Origin of the sequence: Paenibacillus sp. alder61, assembly GCF_020179875.1 — a bacterium.
GTDB lineage: Bacteria > Bacillota > Bacilli > Paenibacillales > Paenibacillaceae > Fontibacillus > Fontibacillus faecis.
In genome coordinates, this window is sequence record NZ_JAIUDG010000017.1 from 99,806 (window position 1) to 117,653 (window position 17,848).

The following is a 17,848-nucleotide window of genomic DNA, read 5'->3' on the forward strand; positions in this document are numbered from 1 at the left end:
GATTCCCCTCCCCTAATCCACAATCATGCGCAAGCTCCCGCCCGCGCTCATCCCCAGCCGCTGGCCGCCGCCGCGGGTGTTGTCGAGGATGCGCGACAGGTACTTGTGGATTTCGATATTGCTGTAATCCTTGTACGCGGTGCCGAGGCGGTTTGCGATGTAATGCAAAATGACATTCCGCCGGATCGCCCCCTCGTTCAAGCACATCATGGCAAAAGAGAAGTCCTGCGCTTCTCCGCCCCCCCGCCGCATCATCTCCTCCCCAAACATCCGCAGGATCACCGGGGAAACCGTGCTCTCTCCATCCGCCGCGAAGCGTACGTGCAGCAGGTTAACGGTGTTGTACTCCGTGGCGAGGTCGCGGAAGTTCTGGTAATCCTGGCGCAGCCGGGCCCCTTCCTTCAGCTTGAAGCGGCACAGTTCAAGCTCGGGAGACCCGGACTCTCCGGGTTCGGTCAGCACGATTTCGCTGGGGTGACTCACCCAGTCACTGTCCTGCTTGCCTTCCCCAAACCGCACCTTGACCGCCATTTCCCGCCCGGTGGCCCGGTACGCGATCTCGACCGGATGGTTCAACAGATACAGCCGGTCCTGGTGCTTGAGTATGCCTGGGGCAATCGTCAGCGTGTCGCGCTCGACCCGGATCGTCGCCCCGGTAATAATGCCGTCCGCATAGTCCTGGTAGGCGATATCCAGGGCCTCGCGCGGGAAGTCGCGCAGGTTTTCCAGCATCGCGGTTTTCAGGATCCGCCCTTTTTCAAACTTCGGGAATAGATGGTTAAACAACGGCTTCGCCTCCTTTCGCGATTTTATATAAGTTGAACTATTGATTTGCATGTAAGGCAGCCGTGTGAAATGTTCTTCCGATCGCTGTTCACAAAGGCGAGCGCAGCCGATGCTTCCGAAGCAGCTTTCTTTGCAGAAAGCTTGTAGCTTCTCCAGAATCATTTCACACTCTTGCCTAATTGCTGTTTCCTTAATTCAACTTATTTAGCTACTCGCGCCCGCACCAGTTCCTCATAAGCCTGGAACCAGGCGCTATCCGGGTGGGGGGCTGGGCTGGTCCCCCTCCTCACGCTATTTTCGTAACCCCGTCCATATTCTTCTCCGTCTCGGCCAGATAAGCGGCGAGCCGCTCCTTATCCACGACATACGCCTTGGCCATCTTATCGTGGAGCCCTTGCCGATGTTCCGTGAAGATCACCATTAGGTAGCCGATGCAGAGAACCAACGAAGAAATGATTTTGCCAAAATACCGCCCGCTCGCCTTCCCGAACGAAATCCGTTCATTCATCTCACCGACCACGATGCTGCCGATGGCCAGCTTGCCTACCGTCGCCTGCAGCTTGGATGATTCCATCGCGGCATAATAGAGCCAGGAGAGGATTACGCTCAACACAACCGCAAATTTGAAAAAAAACCCACTCTCAAAAAAAATTCCGCCGATCGCCTCTAAATCGACATCCATCCTTTCGCTTTGGTTTAGAAGGAAGTCGTAGTACAGCGAACGAAAATTCAGAAACCCGATTAGAAATACTTGCAAAATAAACTGGATCACCAGCACATCAATGAGCCAGGCGATTACTCTTTTTCCAAAACTAATCCCCCTGAAAAGTAACAAAAAAGCCTGTTCCTACTAAACAGAGTAGAAACAAGCTTTTGGTAAATCGCGCACTATCTAAGTTCATGTTACTGTAAATTACCCCAATCCATTAAGGAGTTCTTCCTTAGCCGCATATATCTCTATCATCATTAACGCCCCAAGCTGAAATCCATTTATGAAGGTAGATGTGGCATGCATCGACTCCGACTGGCTGCGTAACTCGAGCATCGCTTCAAGCTGGTTAAAATCATCATTAGATAGTTTCTCTTTCCACATTCCCATGGCCTCGGATACTCTTCTGCTTATTTCACGGTACTCAGGATTCGTAGGAACGATATTTTCTTCTGGACGAATTTCACCATAATATAGTGCCTCCAACATACTTTTCATTTTTCATCTTCTCCTCGTATCGATTGCACCGCCTGAAAAAGAAAACTTATACATTGATAGTTTAAATGTGCGAACTGCCTCTCAGAAATTGCCGGGAGAAAACGGAACTCCATTGGTAGGGTCGCTGCTTCCTTTTCATAGTTCGATTAAACCTCGTTTTTTCGTAAAAGTAATATTGGCATAACTCGGTGGTTTCACTGTGCCTGGTCCAGCCCTCCGTTATACATTTCGTTTCGGATTATTGGAAGGGACCCAAGCTTCTTTATTTTTTCACCTCCCGAATTTATAATCGATCCAAGGAAAACTATATATAATTGGGTACTCTTATAACTACAGCATCAATTAACATTGAGGCTTGATATGATAACTTATCCCTGTAATGATAATTGGACTTATCCATTTATATATATCATTTTCGATGTTACGATATAACGTTATTAAGTAATTTCATTTATATTATAATTACGTTATTTCGTAATGTCAATATCGCATGATTGCGTCATATATCGATTTATTCTATGATTAATTTTTAGAGGGGGAGTCCTATGCATCTGATTATTCGGTTGAGTGATATTTTAAAGGAACGTGGAATGACACAAAAGCAACTTTCAGAACTCACAGGTATCCGACCTGCGGCAATTAGCGAAATCTGTAACAACCAGAGAACCTCAATAAATCGTGAACATATCGAAAAAATTGCTGATTGCCTCGGCATACACGATGTTGGAGATATTATCCGTCTTGAAAAATAAACTACTGCTTTAATTATCACGTTGCTCGGATATAAGCATCTGTATGGGGCGTAGAGTCAAAGGCAATTCTTATGCACATACTCTAGAAAGCCTAAAACCTTGCGTTCTCAGAACTATAAAGTGACCAGGACGGTGGGGGCGCGTACGACTAAGCTAAGACAACAAAAAAAGGTCAATCATGCTGGTATCTGGCCATGATTGACCTTTGATATGTAACAAAATACCGCTATTAAGTTTAAATTTTATTATGCCGTCACGTTAATGAACTAGATTAATATGGGCTAACAAATAAAGCAAATAACCCCTATAGTTGTAATCTTTAGTTATTATTATTTTCAAATTCCTTCATTTTATCAATTTTAATCCTATCACTTTCGTCTTGCGGAATATTATTCAGGTACTTACTTTCCCAATACTCCAACCTATCTGAGGGGCCAAAGTTAGACTCTCCCCATTTTGTATAATCGTATTCAATCTTTAGTTTTCCTTCAGATGTCAGTTTCATAGTTACTGAGAACCAAGGCTCTTGTCCATTTTCTAAAAATACATTCTTTAGATCGTTTGTAACTTTTAATAACTTTCTCATCGATTTTTTATATACTTCTGAATTAATATGATATTTCTTTAAAATATCTCGACAATAAATATAATCATGCTTGTTTTTTGGTTTGAAGAAAAAGAAAACTCCTCCTTCTCCATTTTCCACCTCACCATTAAAATAAAAATCTTCCCAGTCCTCTGGTATCAATTCATTTATTGTTTCCGCTATCTCTCTATATAGAACATTCATCTGCTGTTCCATCCCACTAACCTCCCGCTTGATTTAGTATTGTTATAGTAACTTCCTTTTTATTTCCAATTTGGTAGGTTACTTCAAATAAATCCGGTCTCAACGAATCCCCTGAATAGACTGGTTCAATTTTTACTGTAACCCTTTTAGGTGGCACTTCTTTTAGAGCATTTGCCCACTCTGTTTCCATTTCAAACCAATTACCACCACTTCGATTAATCTGACTATTCTGAGGAACAAGATTATCAATATCTTTTGGTCCTTTAAACTACGCTCCTATTAAGTTGACCCCATCATCTTCTTTTTTCTATAGCATCTTGTTACACTATGATAGTTAACAAAAAAGGTCAACCTTGGTGATATCTGACCATAATTGACCCGTTGGGTGTAAAGGAAAAACGTTAGTATAGATTTAAAATTCAAGCATTTGATATAACTAAAAACAAAAAGAAGAATTTTCACAAGAATTACATGGGCTATATGTAATTTTTGTTGAGTGGATGGGTTATTCCGTACTGGTAGTTTAACCAAAAAATTTTGCAGTATCATCCTGCTTTTTATCCAACAAATCAAAATCAATATACTTCTTTACTAATTCATCATATTTACTCTCAGAAATCATTACAACATAGCCTGGACTAATGGTGTAGCGAGCTTCAAACCCTACATCGGCTGGCTGTTTCTGCTCCAGCATAGCGGCTAATTGGATGCGTTGCTCTTCTGTGAGCTTAGGTGGTTGTCCAGGGGAGGAGTGTCCCATTTCCAGTCCGGACAGACTCTGGGTTTGATAACTTTGCCAATAGTTATTGATGATTTGACGAATGTCAGAGTAAATTACCGATCTCTGCAAAGGTATGACCCTCTAATCGCAGTCGTACGGCTAGGTACCTTTCGCAAAACCGTTTATCAGATGTTTCTTTCATGGCTAAGTTTAAGCACTCGATTTCTTCGTTTTATTTTTTTTATCGCCACCTTGGGTTGATCTTACTGTTAATTACCCGATTTGGTGGTTGAAGTATAAAAGTTCATTTTTTAATTGCGCTCTATAAGGCTATCGAAATTCAAAATTATATATCGTTAATATCAAATGGTTCGTTTTGTGAACGGCTTAACCAGTTACGAACTGGAAAAGATCCTACATTAGTAACATCAATAAAACCTGACCTAACTATAAAATGTACGCCCTTCTCGAATAATCTTATTATTGGATCATAAATATCTAAATACTTGTGAACTTCTTTAATTTCATCTGATATTACTGATAATTTTAAATATGATTTAATCAAATAATATGCATACATGTTATTATTCACATATTCAAGCATTTCTCTAGAATAAAACTTCTCTGTATCTATGTTGTTTTGAAAACCCAATTCATTGGCAATATCAATGACAAAAGGATTTTGAGGCATTACGTTATGGGATACAGAAAAAATAGCCATTCTTCTCAAAAACTCTGCCATTAGTTTCGAATCTTCTCGTGTACCTGCTGTACCAAGAGTTGTCAAATTTACTTTATTTATTCTTTCTATTGCTATTTTACTATACATAATCTTAACCACCCGACTTATTTTGTATTAGTAGCCATTTGAGTCTTTTAAAGCTCTGTTAAAGCTGAATTCCGGATCATTCATAATCCCTGGAAAAGAACCTGGCTGTGCTGGTGCTGCGAAATGAGCGCTCTTGCTGGGATCAGGAAGATAATCGCCTGAAATAGGATCATATGTGGACACATCTCTTAATGGCCATCCTTGATCCATTAATACTTTCTCCCCCAATTCATGATCAGCCATTTTTCTGAACCACTCTTTCTGAGCAACAGTTAATTCTTGCTTTTGAGCGGTTTTCCATGCACACGCTAAATCAACATCTGCTTGGAAATAGCTTGTCGAATAACTCTTACCATCAAAAGATACTTTATCATGTAAATCCAGAAAAACATGCTTTTTCATATTAATAACTTCTTGTTCTGTTAATCCTGTATTCTTTGCAACAGTAACAACATCATCTAAACCAACTTTTCTTATTTCAAAATAATTTTCTAACAATGCTTGGTATCCATGGCCTGGTGCTGGTTCAGGTATATATTTTCTCATTCCATCAGTATAAGGAGTAAATTCACCCGTCCCCTCAGGAGGATCTTTAGGTGGAGATGGTGGATCTACTTCATGAGGCTTAGGTTTAGGCGGAGTACCACCATCTCCGCTCTTACTAAGCTGAATAAACGGTTTATCTCCCTTACGCTCAATCAAGTAATATTTTCCAAACATGTTATCCAGTTACTTTTTGAACAACCGCCTCTTGCATGCTTGTATTGTTTAGTTTATTGCGGCGAAAATAAATAAACCACAACACGGCGGTGAAGCTCGCATTGTGGCGTTGTTGTACAATTTTACCCTTACATAGTGATCGGATTTACATTTTTTATAAATTGCAACAACTTTAACTATACGCTATGTTCAATCTGCACTAGATAACTACCAAGATTTTTTCTTCATGACTAGGTATCAAATGAGTTCCAGCGATTTTTATCTACAAGAGCTTGAATGTTACAAAAATCATAAACTTCTATCATACGCTTTGTTATGAGAAAGCCATCACCTTCGTCAATCTCTTCCTGAGTATATTCCTCTTCTTTTAATGACCAAGTAATTATAGTCTCCACATGAATTTCCAAATCAGTTATTAGGATACTACGAATCTCATTCCAAATAGTTTCTTCTTCCCTTTTTTTTTAAGTGCTTCTTCATATGAAGCCACAATAATAGCCATAAGAGCGTACTTTTCATCTACACTCCAATTATTAGATCTATAACCATGAATAAATTCTTGAAGTCTAGAAGGATCTGCAACTATAATTTCCCAGTCAATGTAATGTGCATCTGATAAATCAAATTTTTCGATAAGATTAATTCTTGCCTCTGGTGTAATTCCTATCGGATATTTGTTCATTTTATCACCTTTCTGGCTTTGTAGGATGGCTACTATTGTATGGATATGCACTTGTTATACTGTTGTCCTCTCTAACAATAATTGCTCTATCTGCTGGAACCTTTTCTCTTGTTCTCAGGAATGATATCCCTCCAACATTACTGGACAATTCTATGTGATAAACTCCCGGTCCTTGTTTTCCAACTTCTGATATTTGTAGAGTATGCATGACCAAATGTGGGCAGACTCTTTGGTACATCCCATTTCCAATTTGAATATAAATTAGGGAATATAACATTCTGAGTTGTTATCTTAAATAGGCTAATAAAAAGATGATAGCCGTTTTACCAACTATCACCCTGTCTTCAATATTCAATTCGATTTAGTTTGAAGCTAATGCTTTGTATTTGTCACATTCATTTGGAACTTACTGATTTGCAATAAATAACCCATCAATAAATTCAGTAAAACTACTTGCAATAAATCTTATAAACTCTGATTCTAGTTCAATTCCCTTTTTAATATAATCATCATATCCCAAATCAAAATGGAAAACAGACCCTTTATTCTCACCCTTTACCGCCATACATACGATATTTTTTCTTGGAGTCTCTCCAATTGGTAAGAATAAATTTTTAATGACATTACTTTTTGTATATAGTAGATAGATATTCTCGAGATTAGATGTTGTTTCATCTGTAAGTGGAAAGAAGAATAGAATCGATGACTCTACTTCACCTTCTTTTGTGGGATCATTAGTAAGAAATCTTCTTTTAGGCCCTGTTTTTCCACCATTGTTTATTAATAAAAATTGTTTATAATCATCCGGTAAAATCAAATCATACTTCTTCTCAAACTTTACTAATTTTTCTGCAGTAGTTGATGAAAAAGTACTTTCAATTTCAAATTTCCCCATTAATGATCACCTTTTTTATATTATTTATTAATTTCTTCATCGACTAATGTAAACTATCCAAAAGCTCAGAAAATGAATCACATATTTCTATTATACTATATTCATCAACTTCCTCATGATCATAAAAAACAATCGTTGGCTTCTCTTTATTTTTTCTAAAATCAAAACAAATCTGATTACCAAAAGGATCAGTTGCAAATGGAAATATTCCTAATGGTATTTCATCTCGAATAAATTCATAAATAACAACAATATTAGGATCACTAGTAAAACTTAGCAAGTGGTCTATAACCCCCTCGCCGCCATCTTTATAATAAAAGATATTTGGTGAAGGGTGACCTCCATTATTTTGAAAAACACATTCCTTAAAATCTTTCGGAAATGCAATATTATAAGTTTTTTCTACTTTTCCAATAACCGCATCATTAATTTGTCCCACCACTCGTTTCCATGTTACTCCCAATTCAGTCTCTCCTTTAATTCACTTATTATTTGTCTTTTTAGTTTCCCACTTCTTGCTTCTTTGCCTCCACCCCAGTAAGCTCTTCCTCCAGTATGTGAAGCCAAGTGTTCAGTATAATCAACTAATTGCATTTTTCCAGGATCTTGATGGTGATGCCAAGTAAATCTATCTGGTTTTTCACCTTTTCTAAAAAGTTCAAGTTCCGCTTCTGTGAATTTTTTCTTTAATTCTGGATCCTTCATTGCTTTTTCATAAAGTTGTTTTGATAAATAGCTAAACTGCTCGGAATCTCCAGCTAAATAGAGGCTTTTAGGTAGAGTTGTATCGAATTGAGAGTTGAAAATCGCATGTCCATCTTGGTCATATTTTACCTTTATTTCTTTACCACCTTTGTCAATGATATATGTGACTGTTCCGTCATCATTTTCTATTTTCTTCTTATATTTTTTAGGTTCTACAGGCTTCCTAGTGTAAGGCGGTAACCTGTCAACTGCATCTTCCATTGCCTTGTCAACAGCTTTATCAAACTCCGATTTTGTAAAATTACTCGTCCCCCCACTCCCACTACTAAACCAAACCTGCGGCCCATCGACAAGCTGGCTGGTAACACGACCGCCTGTCCCGGCTAATTCTAGGCCGCTTCGTCCAAAATTGGCTGGGTTGAAGCTTGACTTCATGTCGTCCATAATACTATGGGCCTGTTCCAGCTTTGTGCCCACCTTGTCCAAGCCTGCTCTGACTGCTGGATTCTTGATATTTCGCAACATTTCGTTTCTTGTTGATTCCACCGTTAGGTTCATTACGTGCCGTCCTACTGACTTCGCTATAAATGCAAGGTCAATGACCGCTAAAGCGTCCCCTGTCGTATCCAAAAGTTTCTGGGCTCTATCCAGACCTGGTGTGTTATATTCCCCGTTTTCCAATTCCTGCAACTTCATGGAGCTGACGGCCATTTGACCGATCCCCCAAGCCCCGTTCAAAACTACAAACAGGTAAATTGATGTGCCTCCTGAGGGAATAGCTGTTATAAGCACCGCAATTGCTCCAAAGACCATGTTCCATTTCGCTTCTGTCTTCTGCGGACTAATGATGAACTGCTCGATGAAATAGCGGGAATAATAAATCGGCTTGCTCTGGTCTTTACTTAAATAATCCGGTTTTTTGGGAACCACATACTCCAGATTATACCAGTCCGACATGGCTGTCATCAATTGCTCGCCAAGGCTTGCCGTACCGGATTTCATTTCTGCTTGTCTCTCTGCGATTCTCTCCGCTTGTCTTTCTCGCTCTCGTCCAATGGCTCGCAGCATCGACGTTTCTTCCTGTAACGCTTGAATTGAGTTCTGATTAGTCAGGCCCTCCATCCATTCCGGATCATTGATTCGTGCCTGTTGCTCCACAATTCGTGCCTGTTGCTCCACAATTTGGGTCTGTTGCTCCACATAGGATTTGTAAAAGTCATCATAATCTTCCCGCTCTTTTTCCTTTTCTTTCTTTGACTTTTTCTTTTCCTCCACGGGTTTCTCCCGATGAATCACCTCATAGTGAAAAGATAAGGCCTCTTTACTTTGCTTGGCTACCCAAGTGGTGGAGGTCTCTCTGCTTCCCGGCTCTTGACGGATTCGCTGCCTTATCCGTTCCCTTACCCCATCTACTTCCTCTTGACTTGGCTCAGGTTCAGGAGGCTCCGGCATACCTAATGCGTAATCGATTAATCCCGGAACGTACTCAAAGACTTCTTTGGCTACCGTCCATCCGTTTCTCTCCTTTTCCTTTTTCTCCTCCATATATCGTTTCAGTTCATCTGACATCAGCGAGTCAACATACAAATCTTCAATATCCTGTTCATTCAGCATATCAAGCAGGCTCATTGGAGTGATATTCATATTAATTTCCGGGGCCCGGATCTTGGTCTTATGCTCCATTACCTCAATCATTTGGTTACCTGCATAAACTGAAATGATAGAGTCCGCGCACATTTTAATATAATCCGGCATCCTATCCTTACTGCCGAGCTCCAGGTCATTGGCCGCCACGATTAATATGTTCTCATCCGATTCCAGGGTAATATCATCGGCATTCAAATGAAGTCGTACCGTATTCTTTTCGAACAATACGCCATCTTCTCCGAGTTCCATCTTGGCATTGCCCGGTACATGGAACACTTTTGTGGTGGGCTTTTGAAATACAGTGCGTCCTTTCATTTCCTCGTGGCGTCCTCGGACTGCATTAATCGCAATCGCCTTCTTCTCTTCGCCGCCGGGAAAATAGACGTTAATCCGTGCGCCTTCCTCCGGTAAGGCGTGAAACATATTGTTCCCCTCTGATGAATACGGAAACCACCAGTTCCCACCGTTATCATGTTCTTCGTCGATATCCAGATGGACCTTCACCATATTGTTGGCGCGGCTAATGACTTTTCCACCTAAAGATACCCCTTGTATACGATGGTTTTGCTGGACCCGGCTGCGTATTCCCGACCGTTGTACAAGTTTGTACGCATACGTCACAATGCCTTGGTCATAACGCATATCCGCACTATAAACTACCCACATTTGGCCTTTAAAAGAAACGTTATCTCCGACCTGGACATATTGACGGCTCGTTACTTCGTAGCTGACGTAATCGGCGGAATTGGTTCGTGTATCACTGTAACCCACGTGGGTCTGTAAATAAAGCTCCCGATCCTGGGTCATGGTGTATCGGTACACATGGAGCTGCTTCCCCCACGAAAAGTCGGGGACGCCAAAATATACCCTGGGAGCGTCCAATACCACGTCCGGAAGAATGACCGTACCTACCAAGGAAGCCACACGCTTCATAAACTGCCAGTCGGTTTCCTGGTACTGGACAAGGAGCTTTCCGATCGTTGCATCAGGTTCGGTAGCCTCGTTCATCGCATCCCCGTCTTTATAAGGAGCAACGAGTTGTTTGATCAAGGAGGTATACGTTAAATTTTTATTTTGATAGGATCGACTCATCCGTTGATGGTCCATATCATATGTACGTGAAATTGCCCTAACGGAAACATGCCATATCCCATCTTCCACATCCATATCGACTGCCGCTATTCCACCCGAGAACCAATACTCGGTCCCCTCCGGGGTTTCTCTGCGAATATGAACCGTATCCCGCATGCTCCCCTTTTCCAAACACGCCATCGCATGTTCTTCAGTCATAACAATGGATAAATTGCATTGGGTGTGCTCATTAAATTGGCGATCTACGTGAAGATTGCGGACTGCCGTAATGGGATAGGGAAATTGGATATGAAATCCGGCCCCTTGATACACTTCTTGTTCAGCTTGGGACATAGGTATTCACCCTCTTTCTTCTCCTTGATCCTTAACCCCGCTGGTCCATTAATTCGCCAGGTACAGGTTCCATCCCGTTGCTCAACAATTTGATTTCGCCCCCATAGAGGCATCTTAGGCAGGACTTGCTTGTCAATGCGGGCACGCCATTGATTTTTATTTTCTCGTGTCCGTTCTCCCATTCTCCTCCCGCAATATCTAAGCCAAACGGGCTAAAAAATATCTTTGGCATAATGATAGGAACGCACGGATATAACCGATTTTCGTCTCCTTCCTTAGTCACACCGGTGTCGGGGTCATAGTCCTGCATTTTCGGTTTATACGGTACCCCTACATTTCCGACTTTTAAGGGATGAAATTCCGACCGGCAATACCCGAAGGAGTGCAAATTTCCCTCTACTTCCGGCTTTGGTTCACGATAAGGGACTCCAGCAAGCTCCTCACTCTCCGATGGCGAAACCTTGCAATCTTTCACTGTCATGATGGGGTTTCCATTCAAAAACACCCCGTTTTTTTCAGTTTGATTCAGGATATCCTCGTGAGTTCCTTTCGAACAGTAGATATACGCCCCTCGACTTACAAGTGTGGTTTTTCGCCACGCCGCATTCATTAATTCATCCACCACGGACTGCTTCAGAAAATTACGGTTCGTTATTTTGGCTTTATCTGCCATGATTTAATCACACTCCTTAAGTTGAAGTCGTTTCACCGCTACCCCGTACAAGCCCGCTCTTAAAACATGCTCGGCCACATCCAACCGAACGACAAGATACCTTTTACGGTGATAGGTCACTCCAAAAAAGGGATAGTCAGAAATATCGCCCCTCCGAAGGCTAAACCCCAATGCTGCATTACTTCGTTTCAAGTCATCTGGAGGAATGGGGGCCATAACCTCCACTTCCCGCATGTTGAGCAAGAAGTAATTTAACTGCAAACCGTTCAAGGTTTTATCCATGATGGAGACTGTTTTGTAAGCCATTTGGGAGTCATATTTCGTCAACAACCTACGCAATTCATTGGCTACCAGCAAGGTTGGCTGCTCAAGCATACACCCATAATCCCTGACTCCTTCGCCATGCACCTCAACCAGTTCATTATCCTCAGCAGCCTCGTAGCCCTGCTCCAGACGTGGGGAACAAACGAGTCCCACGGCCAAATGATCCAACCGTTTATCGCGCTCTAACACGAAAAATTCCATAGCCTCTCCTTCCTGGCAGGTAAGATTCCCCTCCGTATCAAGACCATATAATGGACGAATACTGTTCTTCTGAAAGATGAACCCTTGATTCATCCTCTTTTAGCATGCGGCTGCCCGTAAGATTGGCGCCTTGAAAATCAACCCCATCCAAAATAGCCCCACGAAAATCCCCGGCAATGTAAGCACTGCGAAAACTTGCATTTGTCAGATCCGCCCCTGTGAACTTAACAGGATAAAGCCCAAAATATACGGCATCTTCTTCATTCACGATATTTACGGGAGCTATGACTTCATCGAACCGGGCACCGGACAACATTGAATTTGTAAAATCCGCGTCAAACATCGCACTGCCGGTAAAATCGGCATTCCGAGCCTCACAAGCATCAAGTCTACTTCCTAGCAAGGAGGCACGGGCTAGGTAGGTGTCTGTCAGATCAACCTGCTGTAACCAGGTATAATTGAGATTGATCCCTTCATAATTCATTTGTGACAAGTCGACCTTTGTTATATGTTCATGCACATAATCATGGGGAAGCTCTCGCGCCAACCAGGCTTTGATCGATTTTTCCGAACGTTCTATGGAATTGCAATAGTATACGGATTCTCCTATGGTATGATCTCCGTACTCACCGACCACCATTTCAAAACCCTCGCCTCGTTGAAGAGATTGAAAAGACGGTAGCACCATAATACGTGGAACAGCATATCGAACGGCATGTACCATATAATTGTGAAAAGAAAATAGCTGACTACTTCGCCAATTTTCAAAGAACCATGGCTTCAGTAAGCCCATATAAACCCGTAGTTGGTCTTCACAGTTCCTATTCCAAGCTTCATAGAATTTATAAATCCAAGTCGCTTGGTATCTGAAGGGCGTCATGCGGAAGATAGGTATAGAATGTTCGTCCACAGCTTCACACATATACTCAAATACTCCTTCAAGCAATGAGGTCCTGAGCAGGGAGACACGAATCATGGTACAGGCTTGCATTTTACCGGCTGCTTGTTGCTTCACAGCATCCTGACATACTTCATCGATCTGCACCGCTATTTCGGCGGCGATTTCCTCAATAGCTTGGCCATAATAGGTATGTAGTGCCGTCACTTGATCTAATCGTGATGGGATGACCGTAGTTTTTAGAAAGTGATCCCATGCTTCTTTTTTATCCATATCGACCCTCCGTTCTGCCAAAACACCTACTCTTCCATAACTACTTCCACACCTTTGATCTGGATTTGCCCCTGATCCAGCTTAATCCCCGAAGGCCCGTCTTTCGTAGACATCTCAATCTGATTGCCCAGCAGTACGATGGAATTCGCGGCCATTTCAATCTGCTTGCCTGTATGCAGCGAGATTTTGTTGTTACTGTTTAAAACTAAGGTGCCTTCATTCATTAGTGAAATCCAAGCCCCTCCTCCTGCCCCAATAATTGTAATTTTGTCCTTCTCAAACTTAATCTGCTGTCCATAAGGCGTCATGATAAACTTCGTATCCGGGTTTGCCATTAAATCTTCCTTCAAATCCTTGTCATAGTGCACAATAGGCTGAAGCTGCTCGGTTTTCACAACAGTATTCGTCACCGTTTTTGTGTTGGATCCTACACCAGCACCCGCACCAGTCCCCGAAGCAGCCCCCATTGCCTCGGCCGGCAACTTTTTGCGCACCGTACTAAGTGCGATGCCTTCGGCTTCTTTGGCCCCAGGGAAATAGATCCGCACATCATCGCCTTTCTCCGGCATGCAGTACCAGCCCGTCTGATCCTCAGAGGCGTACATAGTGGAATATGGGAACAAGTAAGCGGTCTTCGTATCCCAATCTTGATCGTATTCGAGCTGTACCTTGACTTCATCCCGTACAACATCCTTGACCTTCCCCTGAATGGAAGCGCCAATAATTCGGCGATTATAGGATTTGCGCTGATAGGCCGCTCTCTTGGACCGCAAGGTATAGGTGTGTGTTAATATACTCCGATGCATTTCCGTCAGGACTTCACTTACGTGCAGTTTCTTCCCCTTGAAGGTCACCATGTCCCCAAGCTCCAGCACCTGGTCTGTCACGATTTCATAGCAGATGAAGTCCTGCTCTGTCAGGGAAGCCTGCTCGTTATCGACAATATTTTTGTAGGCGAGAATGTCCTTATACACCCGATAATGAGTTGCCTGAATTTCCCCCACATCCTGATGTTCCGGCACTCCCAAATAAACACAAATTCTGCTTTGGGCTACTGAGGGTACGAGAGGTGCGTGATAATGCGAGGCCAACCGTTTGAGAAATTCCCAATCCGTCTCTTGATATTGCAGGGTAAAGCCGCCCAGTTTTTTTTGCTCTGTAAAAGTATTGAGCAGGCTCGCTCTTTCGTAGGTTTTAAAAATATGCTCCATGACTTCCGGAATCTTCATCGCGGCGTTTTGATACGAACGATACTGAGGTTTGATATCCATCCCATACGTATGCGATACCGCCTCCGCTTCCAGCCAATACGCATCCCGGTCTACGCGGACATGCAGCTTCAAAATCAAGCCATGGAACAACGTATGTACTTTGCCCTTGTGATCGGTGTAGTACATTTCAACCGGAAGCTGTTCGCTTGCCATCTTGACATACTTCTCTTCCATTTCCTCCGCGATGATTCCCGTAAAACGAAGCCGCGCATGGTCCTGAAACTTCTTCTCCAGTTTTAGCTCCAACAGCTTCATCTCAAACGGCGCGATCTTCAGCGTATTATAGTCGACAACCAATGAAGACGACATTCCACTCATCCCCTTTATACGATCGGATTTTTGTTCACAACGCGCGTTCCCCTAATCCACAATCATCCGCAAGCTCCCACCAGCGCTCATCCCCAGCCGCTGGCCGCCGCCGCGGGTGTTGTCGAGGATGCGCGACAGGTACTTGTGGATTTCGATATTGCTGTAATCCTTGTACGCGGTGCCGAGGCGGTTTGCGATGTAATGCAAAATGACATTCCGCCGGATCGCCCCCTCGTTCAAGCACATCATGGCAAAAGAGAAATCCTGCGCTTCTCCGCCCCCCCGCCGCATCATCTCCTCCCCAAACATCCGCAGGATCACCGGGGAAACCGTGCTCTCTCCATCCGCCGCGAAGCGCACGTGCAGCAGGTTGACGGTGTTGTACTCCGTGGCGAGGTCGCGGAAGTTCTGGTAATCCTGGCGCAGCCGGGCGCCTTCCTTCAGCTTGAAGCGGCACAGTTCAAGCTCGGGGCTCCCGGACTCCCCGGGTTCGGTCAGCACGATTTCGCTAGGGTGACTCACCCAGTCGCTGTCCTGCTTGCCTTCCCCAAACCGCACTTTGACCGCCGTTTCCCGCCCGGTGGCCCGGTACGCGATCTCGACCGAATGGTTCAACAGGTACAGCCGGTCCTGGTGCTTGAGGATGCCCGGGGCAATCGTCAGCGTGTCGCGCTCGACCCGGATCGTCGCCCCGGTTATAATGCCGTCTGCATAGTCCTGGTAGGCGATATCCAGGGCCTCGCGCGGGAAGTCGCGCAGGTTTTCCAGCATCGCGGTTTTCAGGATCCGCCCTTTTTCAAACTTCGGGAATAGATGGCTAAACAACGGCCTCGCCTCCTTTCGCGATTTTATATAAGTTGAACTATTGATTTGCATGTAAGGCAGCCGTGTGAAATGTTCTTCCGATCGCTGTTGCTCCCAGATTTCTTATTTAAATTTATTAAGGTAGAAATCCGGTCACAAAGGCGAGCGCTACACTTCTCCAGAATCATTTCACACTCTTGCCTATTGCTAATTCTTTAATTCAACTTATTTAGCTACTGCGCGCCCGCACCAGTTCCTCATACGCCTGGAACCAGGCACTATCCGGGTGGGGGGCTGGGCCTTCCTGGCCGAACTCCAGCACAGATTGATTCACCACGAGCGTACCGGTCACCAGGTCATGCAGCGCCTGCTTTTTGGCGGTGAAGCCCGCCATCATGTAGCCGATGCTCACCGTCAGGATGGATAGGAATCTGGCCCAATACCGCCCGCTCGCCCGCCAAAAAGACACTCTCCCCAGCCGCTCGTCCACGACCACCAGACCCATGATCTTTTTGCCGAATGTGGACCGGAGCGTCGAAGCTTCCATGATCGCGTAGTACAACCACTTAAAGATGATGAAAGGCAGGAACCCCACAAATATTTGCAAATAAAGCCGGATGGGCGGGAGCTCTTCCAAAGTCACGGGGGCGGCCGTGATCGGCCACCACCCGAACAGCTTTCGAATGACGATGATCAGAAGACCGAAGACGACAAAGAGGATATACGTCGCAATCCCGTCCAAAAAACAGGCGCACAGCCGCTTCCAAAAGCCCGCATACAACAAGGTACTTCCTCCTTTCCAACTCTATCGATTCCCTTAGCCCTCAGGGGTTATCGCCCCTGGACCGGCGTTTCCCGGCAGCGGTTGGTTCCGCTGGGCAGCGTCATAGGCCTCGGCGATTTCCAGCATCCGCTTATCGACCACATATGTCCCGGCGATCTTGTCATGCAGCGCCTGCTTCTTTTTCGTAAAAGCCGCCATCATAAAGCCGATATACAGTGTCAAAAGGGACACGATCCGGCCCCAATACCGCCCGCTCGCCCGCAGAAAAGACACCCGCTCAAACCGCCGGTCCACGACCACGATGCCCAGCGCCATTTTTCCCAATGTAGCCCGGCAGGTGGACGATTCCATAAACGCGTAATAGAGCCAGCCGAAGGAGAACAAGAACAGGAAATGCATAACCAGACTGATGAGCCCGTAAAATTCATAGGCCCCGGAGATCCCGAGCCGTTCAAACGCAGCATAATAAATGCTGCTGATACTAAATTCCAGCAACAGCAGAAACAGATTAATGATGATCCCCGCTACATAACAAAGAATCCCATCCAGCAGATTCGCGCAAAATCTTTTCCAAAAACCCGCATACAAACGCAAGCCCTCTCCTCCTTATCCCCTCACCCGACCTTTACAACGTCCTCCATTTGCTTTTGCATGGTGGTCCGGTAAGCGGCCAAATGCTCTTTATCCACGACATACGCCTTGGCCATCTTATCGTGCAGCCCTTGCCGATGTTCCGTGAAAGCCACCATCAGGTAGCCGATATAGAGGATGAGGGAGGAAACGATTTTACCGAAAAAGCGACCGCTCGCCTTCCCGAACGAAATCCGTTCGTTCATCTCACCGACCACGACCCCGCCGATGGCCAGCTTGCCTACCGTCGCCTGCAGCCTGGATGATTCCATCGCGGCATAATAGAGCCAGGAGAGGAGTATCCCCAGCACCGCCGCAAATTTGAAGAAAAACCCGCTCTCAAAAATTCCGCCGATCTCCTCTAAATTCACATCCATCCAGTCTCTTTGGCTTAGAAGGAAGTCGTAGTACAACGAACGAAAATTCAGAAACCCGATTAGAAATACTTGCAAAATAAACTGGATCACCAGTGCATCAATGAGCCAGGCGATTACTCTTTTTCCAAAACTAATGTACATTGTT

20 protein-coding genes and 1 pseudogene are annotated in these 17,848 nt (G+C 44.1%); 1 reads left to right on the forward strand and 20 read right to left on the reverse strand.

The window, feature by feature from the left end:
* Positions 1 to 12: 12 nt before the first annotated feature.
* The 3 genes from LBW89_RS18435 to LBW89_RS18445 all read right to left on the reverse strand — a co-directional run bounded on the left by LBW89_RS18435 (position 13) and on the right by LBW89_RS18445 (position 1,993).
* Entirely contained in the window at positions 13 to 786 is a 774-nt protein-coding gene (locus LBW89_RS18435) for a DNA and RNA helicase (RefSeq protein ID WP_148456691.1), read from the reverse strand.
* Between the two features lie 286 nt (positions 787 to 1,072).
* Entirely contained in the window at positions 1,073 to 1,621 is a 549-nt protein-coding gene (locus tag LBW89_RS18440; RefSeq protein WP_211373353.1) for an RDD family protein, read from the reverse strand.
* 78 nt (positions 1,622 to 1,699) lie between these two features.
* Entirely contained in the window at positions 1,700 to 1,993 is a 294-nt protein-coding gene (locus LBW89_RS18445) for a DUF6809 family protein (RefSeq protein ID WP_148456689.1), read from the reverse strand.
* A gap of 545 nt (positions 1,994 to 2,538) precedes the next feature.
* On the opposite strand from LBW89_RS18445, the gene LBW89_RS18450 reads away from it, so the two are divergent.
* Positions 2,539 to 2,745, forward strand: a complete 207-nt coding sequence (locus tag LBW89_RS18450; protein ID WP_148456687.1) for a helix-turn-helix domain-containing protein — start codon at positions 2,539 to 2,541, stop codon at positions 2,743 to 2,745.
* Between the two features lie 319 nt (positions 2,746 to 3,064).
* Here LBW89_RS18450 and LBW89_RS18455 read toward each other — a convergent pair whose 3' ends face one another.
* The 17 genes and pseudogenes from LBW89_RS18455 to LBW89_RS18535 form a co-directional block, all read right to left on the reverse strand.
* Entirely contained in the window at positions 3,065 to 3,547 is a 483-nt protein-coding gene (locus LBW89_RS18455) for an immunity protein YezG family protein (protein ID WP_148456685.1), read from the reverse strand.
* A 4-nt stretch (positions 3,548 to 3,551) separates the two neighbouring features.
* A pseudogene (locus tag LBW89_RS18460) lies at positions 3,552 to 3,791 on the reverse strand (DNA/RNA non-specific endonuclease); the annotation flags it as partial.
* Positions 3,792 to 4,058: 267 nt separating this feature from the next.
* Positions 4,059 to 4,385: a helix-turn-helix domain-containing protein gene (locus tag LBW89_RS18465; RefSeq protein ID WP_211373352.1), complete on the reverse strand. Its 327-nt coding sequence runs from the start codon at positions 4,383 to 4,385 to the stop codon at positions 4,059 to 4,061.
* Between the two features lie 217 nt (positions 4,386 to 4,602).
* A complete protein-coding gene (locus tag LBW89_RS18470) occupies positions 4,603 to 5,085 on the reverse strand; it encodes a hypothetical protein (protein ID WP_148456683.1) in 483 nt (160 codons plus the stop codon).
* A 27-nt stretch (positions 5,086 to 5,112) separates the two neighbouring features.
* Positions 5,113 to 5,787, reverse strand: a complete 675-nt coding sequence (locus tag LBW89_RS18475) for a hypothetical protein (RefSeq protein WP_148456681.1) — start codon at positions 5,785 to 5,787, stop codon at positions 5,113 to 5,115.
* Positions 5,788 to 6,220: 433 nt separating this feature from the next.
* Positions 6,221 to 6,487 carry a hypothetical protein gene (locus LBW89_RS18480; RefSeq protein ID WP_148456679.1) on the reverse strand — a complete coding sequence of 89 codons (267 nt, stop codon included), beginning with the start codon at positions 6,485 to 6,487 and terminating at the stop codon, positions 6,221 to 6,223.
* Positions 6,488 to 6,893: 406 nt separating this feature from the next.
* Entirely contained in the window at positions 6,894 to 7,382 is a 489-nt protein-coding gene (locus LBW89_RS18485; protein ID WP_148456677.1) for an SMI1/KNR4 family protein, read from the reverse strand.
* 43 nt (positions 7,383 to 7,425) lie between these two features.
* On the reverse strand, positions 7,426 to 7,845 hold the full coding sequence (locus tag LBW89_RS18490) for an SMI1/KNR4 family protein (protein ID WP_148456675.1): 420 nt from the start codon (positions 7,843 to 7,845) through the stop codon (positions 7,426 to 7,428).
* Positions 7,836 to 11,159, reverse strand: a complete 3,324-nt coding sequence (locus LBW89_RS18495) for an HNH endonuclease (protein WP_148456674.1) — start codon at positions 11,157 to 11,159, stop codon at positions 7,836 to 7,838. Before LBW89_RS18495 ends, LBW89_RS18490 begins: the two co-directional genes overlap by 10 nt.
* A gap of 31 nt (positions 11,160 to 11,190) precedes the next feature.
* Complete coding sequence (locus LBW89_RS18500; protein ID WP_148456672.1) at positions 11,191 to 11,832, reverse strand: DUF4280 domain-containing protein; 642 nt, start codon at positions 11,830 to 11,832, stop codon at positions 11,191 to 11,193.
* Positions 11,833 to 11,835: 3 nt separating this feature from the next.
* Entirely contained in the window at positions 11,836 to 12,357 is a 522-nt protein-coding gene (locus tag LBW89_RS18505; protein WP_148456670.1) for a hypothetical protein, read from the reverse strand.
* A gap of 37 nt (positions 12,358 to 12,394) precedes the next feature.
* Positions 12,395 to 13,528, reverse strand: coding sequence for a pentapeptide repeat-containing protein (locus tag LBW89_RS18510; RefSeq protein WP_148456668.1), 1,134 nt, complete (start codon positions 13,526 to 13,528; stop codon positions 12,395 to 12,397).
* Positions 13,529 to 13,554: 26 nt separating this feature from the next.
* The gene (locus LBW89_RS18515; protein WP_170287162.1) at positions 13,555 to 15,108 is read right to left on the reverse strand and encodes a contractile injection system protein, VgrG/Pvc8 family; all 1,554 of its coding nucleotides are present in this window, start codon (positions 15,106 to 15,108) and stop codon (positions 13,555 to 13,557) included.
* 51 nt (positions 15,109 to 15,159) lie between these two features.
* A complete protein-coding gene (locus LBW89_RS18520) occupies positions 15,160 to 15,933 on the reverse strand; it encodes a DNA and RNA helicase (RefSeq protein WP_148456664.1) in 774 nt (257 codons plus the stop codon).
* Positions 15,934 to 16,141: 208 nt separating this feature from the next.
* Positions 16,142 to 16,693: an RDD family protein gene (locus LBW89_RS18525; RefSeq protein ID WP_170287161.1), complete on the reverse strand. Its 552-nt coding sequence runs from the start codon at positions 16,691 to 16,693 to the stop codon at positions 16,142 to 16,144.
* Positions 16,694 to 16,729: 36 nt separating this feature from the next.
* Entirely contained in the window at positions 16,730 to 17,290 is a 561-nt protein-coding gene (locus LBW89_RS18530) for an RDD family protein (protein ID WP_225039808.1), read from the reverse strand.
* Between the two features lie 20 nt (positions 17,291 to 17,310).
* Complete coding sequence (locus LBW89_RS18535) at positions 17,311 to 17,844, reverse strand: RDD family protein (RefSeq protein WP_148456660.1); 534 nt, start codon at positions 17,842 to 17,844, stop codon at positions 17,311 to 17,313.
* Between the last annotated feature and the right edge of the window lie 4 nt (positions 17,845 to 17,848).

What these genes read in the sequence shown, in the direction of transcription:
- LBW89_RS18445 (WP_148456689.1), bottom strand. Translation starts at nt 1,993, where the DNA reads ATGAAAAGTATGTTGGAGGCACTATATTATGGTGAAATTCGTCCAGAA.
- LBW89_RS18450 (WP_148456687.1), top strand. Translation starts at nt 2,539, where the DNA reads ATGCATCTGATTATTCGGTTGAGTGATATTTTAAAGGAACGTGGAATG.
- LBW89_RS18455 (WP_148456685.1), bottom strand. Translation starts at nt 3,547, where the DNA reads ATGGAACAGCAGATGAATGTTCTATATAGAGAGATAGCGGAAACAATA.
- LBW89_RS18470 (WP_148456683.1), bottom strand. Translation starts at nt 5,085, where the DNA reads ATGTATAGTAAAATAGCAATAGAAAGAATAAATAAAGTAAATTTGACA.
- LBW89_RS18480 (WP_148456679.1), bottom strand. Translation starts at nt 6,487, where the DNA reads ATGAACAAATATCCGATAGGAATTACACCAGAGGCAAGAATTAATCTT.
- LBW89_RS18485 (WP_148456677.1), bottom strand. Translation starts at nt 7,382, where the DNA reads ATGGGGAAATTTGAAATTGAAAGTACTTTTTCATCAACTACTGCAGAA.
- LBW89_RS18495 (WP_148456674.1), bottom strand. Translation starts at nt 11,159, where the DNA reads ATGTCCCAAGCTGAACAAGAAGTGTATCAAGGGGCCGGATTTCATATC.
- LBW89_RS18500 (WP_148456672.1), bottom strand. Translation starts at nt 11,832, where the DNA reads ATGGCAGATAAAGCCAAAATAACGAACCGTAATTTTCTGAAGCAGTCC.
- LBW89_RS18505 (WP_148456670.1), bottom strand. Translation starts at nt 12,357, where the DNA reads ATGGAATTTTTCGTGTTAGAGCGCGATAAACGGTTGGATCATTTGGCC.
- LBW89_RS18510 (WP_148456668.1), bottom strand. Translation starts at nt 13,528, where the DNA reads ATGGATAAAAAAGAAGCATGGGATCACTTTCTAAAAACTACGGTCATC.
- LBW89_RS18515 (WP_170287162.1), bottom strand. Translation starts at nt 15,108, where the DNA reads ATGTCGTCTTCATTGGTTGTCGACTATAATACGCTGAAGATCGCGCCG.
- LBW89_RS18535 (WP_148456660.1), bottom strand. Translation starts at nt 17,844, where the DNA reads ATGTACATTAGTTTTGGAAAAAGAGTAATCGCCTGGCTCATTGATGCA.